A 13,444-nucleotide genomic window follows, 5' to 3' on the forward strand; every position below is an offset into this window, starting at 1 on the left:
GGTGACGCCATCCGGCACGATCGGGCGGCGCAATTGACCGCGCCGTTCGGCCTGGCTCAGGAACCTGTGATAGGTGTCCCAAATATCCATCCGCCGCTTGGTGATGGGTTCGGCCTCTTCCATTTGCGCCCAAAGAAAGGCCGAGATCAATTCACTCGGCAAGTAGGATGAGCCGAAGTCGGTCCAGGTGTATTTGTCGACCTGGCCACGAAAGAACTGGCTGCGGTTCGTGCCCTTTTCGCGAATGATCTCGGCCCGCTCGACAAAACGCGGGTCATTGATCATCAAGGCGCCGCCCTCGCCGGCAATGATGTTCTTCGTCTCATGAAACGAAAATGCCGCCATATGACCAATGCTGCCCAGCGGCCGGCCCTTGTAGCTGGACATCAAACCTTGGGCAGCATCTTCAATCACCAGCAAGGAATGCCGCCTGGCGATGTCCATGATGGTGTCCATCTCACAAGCGACGCCGGCGTAGTGAACCGGCACGATGGCCTTGGTGCGCGGGGTGATGGCGGCTTCTATTTTGCTTTCGTCGATATTCATCGTATCGGGACGAATATCGACGAACACCGGCACGGCACCACGCAGTACAAACGCATTGGCCGTCGACACAAAGGTATAGGACGGCATGATGACTTCATCGCCGGCCTTGAAATCGGCCAAGATGGCGGCCATCTCTAGCGCGCCGGTGCAGGAATGGGTCAACAAAGCTTTTTGCGAGCCGGTGCGCGCCTCCAGCCAGCTTGAGCAACGCTTGGTAAATGCGCCGTCGCCGGCCAGATGGCCGTTGGCGTGAGCTTGGGAGATATACCAAAGCTCTTTGCCGGTCATGTACGGCTTATTGAATGGAATGCTCATTTGTGCCTAGCATTTAGTTTGTGACTTTGATAGGTTTTTTGAAAACCCAAAACTTTTGAAGAGTAAAAAGCAGGAGCGCCAAAATGAAAATCATCGCACCCTGTACCCATTGATGCGGCCAACCCCATTGGTCCACTGTAAGCACCAGCACCAGTAAATTGATGATGTAACCGAGGCCGTACGAGATGAAGTATCGAAGCAGTGCCGGCCCGTTCGAGTCGTCATTCCGAAACGTCCACTTTTTGTTGAATAAAAAGGTCTGAGCTACGCCGACGGCATAGAGAACGCTCATGGCTGTCTTTGGGCCGATGCCGAGCTGCGTCAGGCCAAGGTACAGAAGGTAGCCAACTAAATTCGAGCTGAGTCCGATTACGCCATACCGAAATAGTTGCCCAATAGTATTTCTCATGGCTGAAGTGAGCCTTCTCGCCAACCCCAGATGTACCAGGGCGAATGCGGCCCTTCATTGAATATTAAATCAAGAATAGAAACACCGTGTTCAAATGGTGGGTGTTTTTGGCTATATTCAGGGTAACCGGTATAGTCCTTCCAAACCAGTTCTATGCCGAGGGCATCGAACTCGCTCGCGACCATGTATGATTTGGCGGCCGGCCCAGAGATATAATGAGTGGCCTGGGTTTTTTGCACCAAGTCTAACAAGCGATCTTGCTTCTGTCCGGTCAGCTCGAAACTGCGGGAATCTGCGAATTTTGTCGTGCTGCCAAGTATCTCAGTTGCGATCTTTTTTATTAAATGCTGATTGAGGTCCGACAGGTTGGCCCATTCGGTTTGCAGGAAGATTTGCTCAAAAAACTGCTGATACTTCGAGAAGAATTTACATTTACCGTATTGCTGCCGAATTGTTTCCCAATGAGTTCTCTGCCAACCATGGTCGTTTAACTGCACCGCGCAGATGAGGCGATGCTTGTCGGTTCCGACCGGGATCGTTAGCCACTGTGTGCCCTGCGGACTTTTGATCTTGTTGCGGTTGCGCCAGTCATTCTTGGTAAACTGCAGGTCGTCATAGAAAACAAACAAATCCGCGTCATGAATAAGATCGAAATAGCCCTTCCACGGGATATAGTTCGATTGCAAGACAACTACTTTCTTCATTTTCAGATATCGCCCTATGCTTGCGAATTCGGCGCTTCCTGGAGGTAGGCCGCCTCCAGGGCCAGTAAATCCTGTTTGCGACCTTTGATTCGCTTGGCCGGCACGCCGAGATAGATACCCCAGGCTTCGGTAGATTTGGTCACCATGCTGCAGGCGCCGATCGAGCTGCCCTCACCGAGAATGACGCCGGGGAAAATCACGCTGTTTGCGCCGACGATGGCGTGGCGCCCGAGTTCCACTCTGGCGCGTTGAATTGACCGGTAATTCATTGGGATGGTGGGGTTGGTGAGCGCCAACCCCGAGTAATCATCGGATTGTGCAAAAACTGTCACACCGAAGGCTAGGCCAGAAAAATCGTCCAGCTTGACGCCCTCGCGGCCAGCAATAATGCGGCAGCCATGGGCGATATGAACGTTCCGCCCGATCTCCAGGTTGCCGGACAGCACGCAAAAATCATCGACGATGGAATGGTCGCCAATCGCTATGTACTCAGGTATATATAGATTGGCGCAGCGGCTGATTTTTACGTCAAGCCCCAGGCTTTTGAAATTCATGGCCAAAAGCTCATCCCGGCTAAAATAACGATCTGCGTGCATAAATCAAATCTCTCTATGAATGTCTCTGATTATATAGTTTGGTCTATTCTGGACCTGACTGAATATTTTTCCAAGATAGATTCCAATGACGCCAAGTCCGGTCGTTGTGATGCCCAAGCTGAGTGACATCAAGGCCATCATTGAGGTAAAACCGAGTAGCGCATCATCGAATAGCACTTTACGTGTCACCAGGTAAATAAAGAAAATTATACTAACGCCGGTGATGAGTACGCCCGCGTTGAATAGCAGCGCTAGTGGTTTGGCCGAGAATGAACTCAAGGCATTAACCATCAAGCCAATGCGCCGCATCAAGGTGTAGCTGCTCGGCCCGCTGCGCAATCCTTTCTTGACGGGTACGCCGATTTGTTGGAAACCGGTCCAAGTCAGCATGCCACCCAAGAAAAGGTTTTTGTCGCCGAGTTCTAACAGTGCTTTGACGAAGCGGCGCGTCATCACCCGCTCGGTCGCCATATTCTCTGGAATTTTGATGTCGCTCAAGGCATTGAAGCCCTTGTAAAACAGGCCGCCGCTGTACTTTTCAAGCCAGCCGCCTTTGCGCGCTTCCTGATAACCATAGACCATATCGCTGCCGCTACTGATTAGCTTTTGGTAGAACTCAACGAGTACCAGTGGCGATACTTCTAGGTCGCAGTCAATTAAGAATACGCAATCTCCACGAGCGGTCGCGAGTCCGGCTTGCATCGCCGCATGGTGACCAAAATTTCGAGACAAATCGACCACTACCAGTTGCGGAAGCTTGGCACTTGCTGCCAACGCGAAGGCGAGTGAATCATCTGGTGATCCATCATTGACCAAGATAATTTCAAAGTCCGCACACCTCAGCGCCGCCAGAGCTTGTTGGCACAGAGCGAGGAACTCGTCCAGAAACTGCCGGGATCTATACATGGTCGCCACGATGGATAGCTGCGGTCTGACCGCTTCGCCCGCCAATGGTCGAATCAAATCGACAGGGTTTGTTTCGACTAGGAACGTCGGGCTCATTGCAAAACCTTATGGAGTATTCAAAAGCGGGCCAAGTAGCCGGGCAGACGGTACCAGCGTCATCGGTGGATTTGAGTTCACGCCGCGTGGCCAGCGGCCGCTTGTGGGACGGCGCTGTTTGTACCAGATGAACCGGTTAATTCAATGGCGATGGTGGTTTGTTGGTCACGCCCCCCTCAAATAGGTGGATTCTTGCCGGCTTGGCCGGCGTCCCGCAGTGCGACGGCTGAGCAGCAAAGCCCAGACGCGCAGGCGTGGGCTGCTGCGAATGGCTTGCCGAACACCGTTGACCATCGCACTGCGACTTAATGGGGCAGGGCGTGCAAATGGACTTTGGCCGAGAATTTCCGGTAGGGAAACAAACCGGGGCCGACATCAACCGCCGACGAATAGTTCGCCGCCACCGCGATTTCGACTGGACCAGTGGCCGGGCGCAGACGCTGCAATTCGCTGACTTCCTGTATGAAAACAGCGGGCTGCTGTTCATTGATGATTTGAATGATCGACCGATTGGCACTTTCTGATGCTTGTTGGCGCTGGAAAACTGCCACTGAGGCGATGTCCCGGTTGGGTGGCAATCTGTGGGTGAGCGGGTAGACGTTGTAGAAAGTGCTGAGGATGACGTCATCTTGGCGAGAGTTGTTCTTGACAATTGACGCGACCGAGAGGAAGTATGAATCCTTGACGACTGGAGAATTCCAGTCATTGAAAATCATCACCGGCGCAAAATGTATGGTCCAGGCGGCCGCATAGCGCAGCACGCGTGCATAGTCGGTGGCCAGCAGTCCGTGGCCGACGAATACAGCGGTGACGCAAAGCAAGGCGGCAGCCGGGCTGCTTTGACGAATGGCTCTTATCCATGCAATCAATATTTGAAAACCATAGCAAGCGAAAATACCCAGTCCAATCAGAAATTGGGCTAAGTGATAGGGATAGGGTTTCTTTATGGCCGCTTCAAGCAAGGACGCGAGCGCTATCCCGATGCCTAGCCAGTAGGGCGCCAGCGCGCGCGGTGTCCGCAGCGCGGGTGTCAGCAGGGGCGCGAGCAGCCCGAGCAGAACGATCGGTAGGCAGAACCCGAGAGCGGTTGACATTTCCGCAGCCTGGCTCGCGGCCAGTGCAAGTCTGGCGCGGAAGTCCAGATTGACGCTGGCGTCAAGTTGAGTGAACTGAAAATAGCTCAGAAAATTTGTCGAAATCCCCGCAAGGCCGCCTTTTAGCAAGCCCACAAGCAGGAAGCCGGCCAGGCATCCGGCTAGACCATAGAGGGAAAATAGAACAGCGCTGCGGAGTTTGTATTGGTGGAAAACATGCAGCACGACAACGCCGGCGATCGCCACAAAGGGTTCCCGAACCAGGACGGCCCCGGCTAGGCAGAGGGCGGCGGGCAGCAGTTTCTTACCGCGCTGGCGCTCCAGCAGGTAGAGCGAACAAAACAATAAACAAGTGGCCGCGGGGATGGGATTACGGGCGCCGGCTTCTATAAATAGCGGATGATTGATGGCAGTAGCCAAAAGCAGCGCCGCCAAGCAGGCGGCCAGTTGCTGCCTAGAGACGATGTAAAGGTACTTGAACATCATGATCGTGGTCAACCCCGCGATCACGGCATCAATAACTCGAAGAGAGATGTAGCCGTTGATTGGCAGCAGGTATACCCAGCTGAATAAAAGTGAGTAAATTTCAATAATGCCGAAATTTGGTATTATTGAGTTCTCCGCGAAGACACCTTGGGTGTAGCCGAGGAATTGAAAATATGAGGCGGCTGCATAGTGGCCTTCGTCCGCGAAAGGCGCTTGTCCAAGCAGCGCCGCGCGGATGCCAAGCGTCCAAAGAAATAGCACGGCAACTGCAAGGGTGTGATTAGTCTTGGCGAGCTGGTGCATTTGTTTTCCTCGCATGAATTAGGTCATTGGTCTTGCAGGCATACTTTGCGGTGCTAACACAGTTGGTGGCGGCTTGCTTGCCGCAGTTACAAGCGTGCAGCTAAGTCCACAGCATGGCAACAAGCCATCACTGATTCATTCAGCTTTACTTCTTTGAATGTGCGCTGCGTTTGTGGGGCGAAGGATATTCGCAATAAGTGACAGTTGTGCTCAGGGCGAACCCCTTGATTGGGGGTGCGTGTAGCTTTCTTGGTCTTGGGGGGGCTCTGTCACTTGACGTCGTTTTGCGCGCATGCCTTGGCGTGCTTCGTTCGGCATCGACGAGAGTGGTGGCGAGCCTCTAGGCCCCGCTATCGCTTCCCCCTATGCTTGCCCTCCGTCCCATCGGAGAGAATGCAGCTCATTCGAACGGAGACGAGAACCCATGCTGCAGAAGACTTGGCTGAAGAACTACCCCGACGGCGTGCCCGCCGAGATTCACGCGGAGCTGTACCCGTCGCTGGTCGAGTTGATGAGTTCGGCGTTCAAAAAGTTCCCGCAGCAGCCTGCTTACAAGATGATGGGCCGGCAAATCAGCTTCGCCCAGTTGGATGAGACATCAAGGGCGCTGGCCGCCTATCTGCAGAGTTTGGGGCTTGAGAAGGGCGACCGGATCGCCTTGATGATGCCCAACGTGATGCAGTATCCGGTGGCTGTCGCCGCCGTGTTGCGGGCCGGTTTTGTGGTCGTCAACGTCAATCCGCTGTACACGCCACGTGAGCTGGAGCATCAGCTGAAGGACTCCGGCGCCAAGGCAATCGTGATCCTGGAGAATTTTGCGACCACCCTGCAGCAAGTACTCAAGCAGGTGCCGACCAAGCATATCGTATTGGCCTCAATGGGTGATATGTTGGGCTTCCCCAAGGGGCTGGTCGTTAACTACGTGGTGCGCAAGGTCAAAAAGTTGGTACCGGCCTTCGATTTGCCCGGCGCGGTGAACTTCAACGATGCGGTGACGCGCGGCCGTGCGCTCAGCTACAAGGCGCCCAGCGTCGGGCCCAACGACATCGCCGTGCTGCAATACACCGGTGGCACCACCGGGGTGTCCAAGGGCGCGGTGCTGCTGCATCGCAACTTGGTCGCCAATGTGATGCAAGCCGAGGCTTGGTATCAGCCCGCCCTCAAGAAGGTACCGGCCGGCGAGCAGCTGGTCAGCATCTGCGCGCTGCCGCTGTATCACATCTTCGGTTTCACGACCAATATGATGCTGTCCATGCATGTCGGTGGCTGCAATGTCTTGATTCCCAATCCGCGTGATATCTCGGGCACCTTCAAGGAGTTGGCCAAGCATCGGTTTCACAGCTTGCCGGCGGTCAACACCTTGTTCATGGCCATGGCCAATCACAAGGAGTTCAATACCGTCGATTGGAGCAGTTTGGTGATCGCGGTCGGCGGCGGCATGGCGGTGCAGCATGCTACGGCCAAGCTTTGGTTGGAAAAGACCGGCTGCCCGATCTGCGAAGGTTACGGCCTGAGCGAAACCTCGCCGATCGCCAGTTGCAATCCGACCGACAGCACCGTCTATACCGGCTCGATCGGCCTGCCCATGCCCAGCACCGAGATCTTGCTGCTGGATGATTTGGGACAGCCGGTGGCCAATGGTGAGCGGGGCGAGATCGCTATCCGCGGGCCGCAGGTGATGGCGGGTTACTGGCAGCGGCCGGACGAAACCGCGCAGGTGATGACGGCCGATGGCTTCTTCCGTACCGGCGACGTCGGCACCATGGACGAGCGCGGTTTTTTCCGCATCGTTGATCGCAAGAAAGACATGATTCTGGTCAGCGGTTTCAATGTCTACCCGAACGAGATCGAGGACGTGTTGACGCAGATGGAGGGCGTGCTGGAATGCGCGTCGGTGGGCATTGCGGATGCCAAGGCCGGCGAAGCGGTCAAGGTGGTGATCGTGCGCAAGGATGCGGCCGTTTGGCCCGTCACCGAGGCCGATGTGCGCGCCTATTGCGAGGCTAATCTGACAGGCTACAAGCGGCCCAAGGTGGTCGAGTTCCGTGATGAGTTGCCCAAGACGCCGGTCGGCAAGATCCTGCGGCGTGAACTACGCGACAAGACTTGAGTTGGCGTGCGCCAGCTGAGCGCACGTTACCGCCCGGTCCCGTTTAGAGTCGGCTATGTGCTGCAGGGGGTGACAACAATGCTGGACCGGGCTTACGTCAAGACCGAGGCGGGGCGTGCCGAAATCAAGCTGCGCAGCTTGGCCATGTCGCGCAGCGTGCGCAATCTCTTGCTGATGATCGACGGCGGCAAGTCCGCCGCGCAATGGCTGAGCTTGGTACAGGGCACAGTGGCGGCCGACATCGAGTATTTGCTGGCGCAGGGCTTGCTTGCCGATGCCAGCCCGGGCGTCGTGGATATCGCGGTGGAACTGGATCTGTCGCCGCTGGACTATGCGCAGCTTTACGGCTTTTTGACCCGCCATGCCAAGCAGTATCTGGGCCTGATGAAGGGTTACCGCATGGTGCTGGACGTGGAGCGCTGCGGCGATCTGGCGGCTTTGCGGGCTTTGGGCCAGCGCTTTGTGTCCGAGGTCAGCCAAGCGCAGGGCGCGGTAGTGGCCGACCAGGTGCGGCGGGCACTGTCCATCATCAAAAGTGTCTGAACTTGCTGGCACACTGCAGGCTTGTTTGAAGTAGAGCCAGCCACCATGCCCCCGCGTTTTTTTGTCGACCCGCCACTGAGCCTCGCGGACCTCAGCGGCACAGAGTTGCTTTTGCCACCCTCGGCCGCCCGCCATGTGCAGGTCTTGCGCTTGCAGCCGGGCAGCCCGGTCATCTTGTTTGACGGGTCCGGCCATGAATGGCAGGCCGAAGTGCTGGCGATGGGGCGCAGCGAGGTGCGCGTGCATCTGCAGGCGCGCCAAGCGGTGCAGCGCGAGCTGATGCATGACGTGACCCTGGCCGTGGTGATGCCGGCCAATGACCGCATGGACGGCCTGGTCGAGAAGGCCACCGAGCTGGGTGTGGCCTGCATTCAGCCGCTGATGAGCGAGCGTTCGGTGCTGCGGCTCAGCGGTGAGCGGGCCGAGAAGAAGACCGCACATTGGGCCGGCGTTGCCATCGCCGCTTGCGAGCAGAGTGGTCGCACCAAGCTGCCCACCATCGCGGCGGTGAAGAGCCTGGCGGCCTGGTTGGCGGAGCTGCCTGCGCCGTCAAGCGAGCAGCGCCGCTGGTTGCTCAGCCCGACTGCCGCGCAACCCTTGAAAACCCTGGATGAGGTGGCGGCCCCGCAAACCCTGGTATTGAGCGGGCCCGAAGGTGGGCTGAGTCCTGCCGAGGAGCAGCTGGCCTGCAGCAAGGGCTTTCTCGCCGCCCAGCTTGGCCCGCGCATCCTGCGCGCCGACACCGCGCCCTTGGCGGTGTTGGGTTGGCTGGCACTCCAATCCCTATGAATATTCAGTTACTGCTGCTGACGATCTGCCAAGGGCTGTTCCTCACCAACAACATCACCTTCATCGCCATCAACGGCTTGGTGGGTTTGGCGCTCGCGCCGGTGGCCTGGATGGCGACGCTGCCGATCTGTGCCTATGTGGCCGGTGGCGCGCTGTTCGCGCCCCTGGTCGCCCGCCATCAGCGCGCGCTTGGGCGGCAACGGGCCTTTCAGCTCGGCATCGTGGTGGCGATGCTGACTTGTGCCCTGGCAGCCTGGGCGGTCAGTGAGCGGCAATTCTGGTGGGTCGTGATTGCCACCCTGCTGGCCGGTTACTTCAACGCCACCGCCGGGCTTTATCGCTTCGCCGCCACCGAGCTGGTGCCGCCCTCGCACAAGGAGCGGGCGATTTCCTGGGTCTTGGCCGGCGGTATTCTGGGTGCGGTCATTGGCCCCAATTTGGCCAATGCCAGTCGCGGCCTGCTGACGCAGCCTTTTGCCGGCGCCTACCTGGTCTTGATCGGCGTCGCGCTGTTGTCCTTGGCGGTGATGAGCTTCATCCGCTTCCCGCCGCTGCCGGTGGCCAGCGGAGCCACGCCGCATGGGCGGCCGCTGCGTGAATTGGCGCGCCAACCGATTTTCATCGTCGCGATAGCCGCTTGCGCGCTCGGTTATGGGGTGATGAATTTACTGATGGCCGCCACACCGATCGCGATGGCGCAATGTGCGTTGCCGTTTGACAAGACCGCCTTGGTGCTGGAGTGGCATGTGCTGGGCATGTTTGTGCCGAGCTTCTTCACCGGCAGCTTGATCAAGCGCTTCGGCGCTTTGCCGGTGATGGCCGTCGGCGTCGGCTTGAACTTGATCTGTGTCGTGATTGCGCTGTCGGGCGTCGAGTTGATGCATTTCCTGGCCGCGCTGCTGGTGCTTGGCGTGGGCTGGAACTTCCTCTTCATCGGCGGCACCACGCTGTTCACGCAGGCCTATCGTCCCGAGGAAAAAACCACCGCGCAGGCGGCGATGGATGTCTGCATTTACTCGACCATGACCGTGACGTCGTTTTCAAGCGGGGCCTTGGTCACCACCGGCGGCTGGAGCTGGATGAACTGGGCCTCGCTCTTGCCGCTGGGGCTGACGGCCGCTGCGCTGCTGTGGCTCAGTCGGATTGAGCCTCGCCGTCGGGCTCCAGCGCAGGCTTAGGCGTGCGCGCCGAGCCGGCCACCAGGTCAAAGCGGAACAGCCTGCACTCGATCGGGCCGTTCCACATCGGGAAGCGGCGCGATTCCTTCAAGCGCATCTGTTGAGGCAGTTTCATATCCGGGCAGAGCAGCCAAGCAGTCCAGCCGGCTGGATTCTGGGTGTAGGCGCGCTTCCAATGCGAGGCCAATCTTGGGAAGAAGTCCTCGCTGGTGTCGCGTTGCTCGGAGCCGCTGGCATCGCGGCTCATGTACTGACTGGCGCCCGCCTTGCCGCGCACCTCGATCCGCTCGCCATAAGGCGGGTTCATCATGAGGGTGCCGGGCAGCCCTTCAGGCAGCTCGGGCGCCGGCCGCTCCAGCGCGTCGCCGCCGTTGAACTGAATGTATTGCGCGACGCCGGCGCGCTCGGCATTGCGGCGCGCAAAGTCGACCATGCGGAAGGCCACATCGCTGCAATAAATCGGCACGGCCGGCGCATGTTCGCGGTCCTTGGCGGCCTGTTTGATCGCCTGCCAGCGGCCACGCAAGGGCACAAACGGCAGTTGCTTTTCGAAGGCAAAGCGGCGCTGCATGCCGGCCGCCATGCCGCAGGCGATCTGCGCCGCTTCGACCGCGATGGTGCCCGAGCCGCAGCAGGGATCGTGCAGCGCGCCGCCGGTATCCGCAGTGCCCTTCCAGCCGGCAGCGGCCAGCATCGCGGCAGCCAGCGTTTCTTTCAGCGGCGCGTCGCCCTTGTCCTCGCGCCAACCGCGCTTGAACAGCGGCTCGCCCGAGGTGTCGACGTAAATGGTCGCGTCTAGCTCGCTCAGGTGCAAGATGATGGGCAGGTCGGGGAAACGGGTGTCGACGCTGGGGCGCTCGCCGGTGGCGTCGCGCAGTACATCGCAGATCGCGTCCTTGACGCGCAGCGTGGCGAAGTTGAGGCTGCGCAGCGGCGAGTGGCGCGCCACGGTGTCGACCCGAATCGTCTCGGCCGGCGTGATCCATTCGGTCCAGTCAATCGTGCGGGCGAGTGCGTAGATATCGTCCTCATGGCGGTAGCCGCCCGAGGCCAGCTCGATCATCACGCGCTGCGCCAAGCGGCTTTCGAGGTTGAGCTTCATCACGCCCTCGAGGTCGCTCTTGAGCGCGATGCCGCCGCGCAAGACCTCGATATGCGTCTTGGGCAGGATCAGGCGGACTTCTTCGTCCAGCAAGCGCTCCACGCCGGAGGCGCAGGAGAGAAAAAGTTGCAGTGAGTTTTTGGGGGATTCTTTGGTGGCCATGGGGCTATTGTCCCAGCAACGGCGACGCGGCCTAAACTGGCTGATTTACTTTGAGATCCAGGACCCCATGCTCACCTCCGACCAACTGACCCAGTTCGGCGCCGCCAGCTTGCCCGGCTTGCTGGGCATCGTGATTTTGCAAGCCAGCCCCGAGGAAGTGCATGCCGAGCTGCCGGTGCGCCCCGTCGTGATGGCGCCGAACGGCTATCTGCATGCCGGCAGCATCGTCAGCTTGGCCGACACCTGCGCCGGCTACGGCTGCATCGCCAATCTGCCGGCCGGCGCCAGCGGCTTCACCACCATCGAGCTGAAGTCCAACCACTTGGGCACGGCCCGTGACGGCGTGATCGAGTGCCGGGCTAAGCCCGTGCATCTCGGCCGCACCAGCCAGGTCTGGGATGCGGTGGTGACCCACCGCGAAACCGGCAAGACGCTGGCGCTGTTCCGCTGCACGCAGCTGCTGCTTTACCCCAAGTAAGCCGACGGGACGCAGGCTTCAGCGCCCCGGAAACATGCGCTCGTCGTCGAAGATCATGCTGTGGGTGGTGCGCAGCACGACGCCGTCCTTGAAATGCACATTGAAGCGCTGGCGTTGGCCCATCATTTCATCGGGCACGGTCCAGTCCCACACCTCTTCACCGCTGAATCTGAACGTGACGCGGCTGCGCTCGCGGCCCAACAGGCGGCTGACCTGATCGGGCGTCCAGCCCGGCTGAACGCGGGCGCGCGCGGCCGGTTGCAGCGTGTCCTCGATGCCGATGACCCTGCCCGCCGCATCGACGCGGATCATCAGCGCGCTTTTGCCCATGGGCTGCTGCGAGTACTCCAAGGTTTTGCCGCCCTGGCCGTCCAGGTCGGGCCAGCTCCGCACCGGCTGGCCATATTGGGCCAGCACGGCCGCACTGCTCATGCCGGGGCTGACGCTGAGGGGGCTGGGGATGCTGACGCAGGCAGACAGGCTGATGCAAACCAAGCCGGCCAGAGCGATTGAGCTGAAAGTGGACATGATGAGCTGCTCTCCTTAGTTGACCCGCCGCATCGTGGTCGTGCCTATTTTCATGCCTTCGCGGTATTTGGCCACGGTGCGGCGCGCGACTTGGATGCCTTGCTCGTCCAGCATACTGGCCAGCGCGCTGTCGGACAGCGGCTTGGCCGCGTTCTCGGCATCGATGAATTGCTTGATCAGCGCCCGCACGGCGGTGCTCGACGCATTGCCGCCGGCCTCGGTGCTCAAGCCCGATCCGAAGAAATATTTCAGCTCGAAGGTGCCGAACACGGTGGCCATGTATTTGGCCGTGGTGACGCGCGAAATCGTCGACTCATGCAGACCCAGCTCGTCGGCAATCTCGCGCAGCACCAGCGGCTTCATGGCCAAAGCGCCATGCGTGAAGAAGGCTTTTTGGCGCTCCACAATCGCCTGCGAGACGCGCAAAATGGTATCAAAACGCTGCTGGATATTCTTGATGAACCAGCGCGCTTCTTGCAGCTGGCCGCCGAGCGGGCTGTTGGTGATGCCGCCGCGGGTCTGGCGCAAGGCATTCGCGTAAAGCTCGTTGATGCGCAACTTCGGCGCCACCTCGGGGTTGATGATGACGCGCAGCTCGCGGCCGACCTTGCGCACAATCACGTCCGGGATCACCGCGGGCGCCATGCCACGCGCAAAAGCGCGCCCCGGTTTGGGCTCCAGCGACACGATCAGCGCCTGCGCCTCGCGCAAGAGCTCGTCGTCGGCACCGGTCAAGGCCGACAGCCTTTTGTAGTCGCGCCGCCCCAGCAGTTCCAGGTGCTTTTGGCAAATCATGATGGCGATCATCTGCGCTGAGCTGCGCGGCAGGGCGCGCAATTGCAGCTCCAGGCATTCGGCCAGGTCGCGTGCGCCGACGCCGGTGGGCGTCATGTTTTTCAGCCATTTCAGCGCGATGCGCAGATGGTCCTGCAGGTCTTCGCGCTCATCCACATCTTCGCTCAAGGCCTGGGCGATCTCGTCCAGACTGTCCTCCAGATAGCCGTCCTCATTCAGCGATTCGATCAGCACATGCAGGGCCATGCGGTCGGCATCCGAGAGCCCCATGCCAGCCATTTGCTGCGTCAGATGCTCTTGCAGG

At 59.3% G+C, this 13,444-nt stretch carries 14 protein-coding genes; 5 read left to right on the forward strand and 9 right to left on the reverse strand.

Annotated features, from left to right (window positions below; all coding sequences use genetic code 11):
• From rffA to RMO57_RS19625, 6 genes are all read right to left on the reverse strand, one after another.
• Positions 1-834: dTDP-4-amino-4,6-dideoxygalactose transaminase (gene rffA / locus RMO57_RS19600; RefSeq protein WP_414896462.1), on the reverse strand; the 834-nt coding region annotated here is incomplete at its 3' end.
• Between the two features lie 40 nt (positions 835-874).
• Positions 875-1,270 (reverse strand): GtrA family protein, encoded by a 396-nt coding sequence (locus tag RMO57_RS19605; RefSeq protein WP_310389528.1) that lies wholly within the window; start codon positions 1,268-1,270, stop codon positions 875-877.
• Positions 1,267-1,974, reverse strand: a complete 708-nt coding sequence (locus RMO57_RS19610) for a WbqC family protein (protein ID WP_310389529.1) — start codon at positions 1,972-1,974, stop codon at positions 1,267-1,269. The genes RMO57_RS19605 and RMO57_RS19610 overlap by 4 nt, the downstream gene beginning before the upstream one ends.
• Positions 1,975-1,988: 14 nt before the next feature.
• Positions 1,989-2,570: an acyltransferase gene (locus RMO57_RS19615; protein WP_310389530.1), complete on the reverse strand. Its 582-nt coding sequence runs from the start codon at positions 2,568-2,570 to the stop codon at positions 1,989-1,991.
• A gap of 3 nt (positions 2,571-2,573) precedes the next feature.
• On the reverse strand, positions 2,574-3,572 hold the full coding sequence (locus RMO57_RS19620) for a glycosyltransferase family 2 protein (RefSeq protein ID WP_310389532.1): 999 nt from the start codon (positions 3,570-3,572) through the stop codon (positions 2,574-2,576).
• 305 nt (positions 3,573-3,877) lie between these two features.
• A complete protein-coding gene (locus RMO57_RS19625; RefSeq protein WP_310389533.1) occupies positions 3,878-5,455 on the reverse strand; it encodes a hypothetical protein in 1,578 nt (525 codons plus the stop codon).
• 424 nt (positions 5,456-5,879) lie between these two features.
• Between RMO57_RS19625 and RMO57_RS19630 the strand changes: the two genes are divergently transcribed.
• The 4 genes from RMO57_RS19630 to RMO57_RS19645 are packed head-to-tail and all read left to right on the forward strand — an operon-like array spanning position 5,880 to position 10,075.
• The gene (locus tag RMO57_RS19630; RefSeq protein ID WP_310389534.1) at positions 5,880-7,565 is read left to right on the forward strand and encodes a long-chain-fatty-acid--CoA ligase; all 1,686 of its coding nucleotides are present in this window, start codon (positions 5,880-5,882) and stop codon (positions 7,563-7,565) included.
• 6 nt (positions 7,566-7,571) lie between these two features.
• Positions 7,572-8,108 carry a hypothetical protein gene (locus RMO57_RS19635; RefSeq protein ID WP_310389536.1) on the forward strand — a complete coding sequence of 179 codons (537 nt, stop codon included), beginning with the start codon at positions 7,572-7,574 and terminating at the stop codon, positions 8,106-8,108.
• A gap of 45 nt (positions 8,109-8,153) precedes the next feature.
• Positions 8,154-8,897: a 16S rRNA (uracil(1498)-N(3))-methyltransferase gene (locus RMO57_RS19640; RefSeq protein ID WP_310389537.1), complete on the forward strand. Its 744-nt coding sequence runs from the start codon at positions 8,154-8,156 to the stop codon at positions 8,895-8,897.
• On the forward strand, positions 8,894-10,075 hold the full coding sequence (locus tag RMO57_RS19645) for an MFS transporter (protein ID WP_310389540.1): 1,182 nt from the start codon (positions 8,894-8,896) through the stop codon (positions 10,073-10,075). The genes RMO57_RS19640 and RMO57_RS19645 overlap by 4 nt, the downstream gene beginning before the upstream one ends.
• Here the strand turns inward: RMO57_RS19645 and RMO57_RS19650 are convergent.
• Positions 10,032-11,339: a THUMP domain-containing class I SAM-dependent RNA methyltransferase gene (locus RMO57_RS19650; protein ID WP_310389542.1), complete on the reverse strand. Its 1,308-nt coding sequence runs from the start codon at positions 11,337-11,339 to the stop codon at positions 10,032-10,034. The genes RMO57_RS19645 and RMO57_RS19650 overlap by 44 nt on opposite strands.
• Before the next feature lie 67 nt (positions 11,340-11,406).
• On the opposite strand from RMO57_RS19650, the gene RMO57_RS19655 reads away from it, so the two are divergent.
• Entirely contained in the window at positions 11,407-11,817 is a 411-nt protein-coding gene (locus RMO57_RS19655; RefSeq protein ID WP_310389544.1) for a PaaI family thioesterase, read from the forward strand.
• Positions 11,818-11,835: 18 nt separating this feature from the next.
• On the opposite strand, the gene RMO57_RS19660 is transcribed toward RMO57_RS19655, so the two are convergent.
• Entirely contained in the window at positions 11,836-12,345 is a 510-nt protein-coding gene (locus RMO57_RS19660) for a hypothetical protein (protein ID WP_310389546.1), read from the reverse strand.
• A gap of 15 nt (positions 12,346-12,360) precedes the next feature.
• Positions 12,361-13,444: RNA polymerase factor sigma-54 (rpoN, locus tag RMO57_RS19665; RefSeq protein WP_310389548.1), on the reverse strand; the 1,084-nt coding region annotated here is incomplete at its 5' end.

The sequence above is a fragment of the Roseateles sp. genome (assembly GCF_031397715.1).
Lineage (GTDB): Bacteria > Pseudomonadota > Gammaproteobacteria > Burkholderiales > Burkholderiaceae_C > Paucibacter_A.

Excerpts from the sequence above, each read along its gene's own strand:
- RMO57_RS19605 (WP_310389528.1), bottom strand. The coding sequence starts at position 1,270 with ATGAGAAATACTATTGGGCAACTATTTCGGTATGGCGTAATCGGACTC.
- RMO57_RS19610 (WP_310389529.1), bottom strand. The coding sequence starts at position 1,974 with ATGAAGAAAGTAGTTGTCTTGCAATCGAACTATATCCCGTGGAAGGGC.
- RMO57_RS19615 (WP_310389530.1), bottom strand. The coding sequence starts at position 2,570 with ATGCACGCAGATCGTTATTTTAGCCGGGATGAGCTTTTGGCCATGAAT.
- RMO57_RS19620 (WP_310389532.1), bottom strand. The coding sequence starts at position 3,572 with ATGAGCCCGACGTTCCTAGTCGAAACAAACCCTGTCGATTTGATTCGA.
- RMO57_RS19625 (WP_310389533.1), bottom strand. The coding sequence starts at position 5,455 with ATGCACCAGCTCGCCAAGACTAATCACACCCTTGCAGTTGCCGTGCTA.
- RMO57_RS19630 (WP_310389534.1), top strand. The coding sequence starts at position 5,880 with ATGCTGCAGAAGACTTGGCTGAAGAACTACCCCGACGGCGTGCCCGCC.
- RMO57_RS19640 (WP_310389537.1), top strand. The coding sequence starts at position 8,154 with ATGCCCCCGCGTTTTTTTGTCGACCCGCCACTGAGCCTCGCGGACCTC.
- RMO57_RS19645 (WP_310389540.1), top strand. The coding sequence starts at position 8,894 with ATGAATATTCAGTTACTGCTGCTGACGATCTGCCAAGGGCTGTTCCTC.
- RMO57_RS19650 (WP_310389542.1), bottom strand. The coding sequence starts at position 11,339 with ATGGCCACCAAAGAATCCCCCAAAAACTCACTGCAACTTTTTCTCTCC.
- RMO57_RS19655 (WP_310389544.1), top strand. The coding sequence starts at position 11,407 with ATGCTCACCTCCGACCAACTGACCCAGTTCGGCGCCGCCAGCTTGCCC.
- RMO57_RS19660 (WP_310389546.1), bottom strand. The coding sequence starts at position 12,345 with ATGTCCACTTTCAGCTCAATCGCTCTGGCCGGCTTGGTTTGCATCAGC.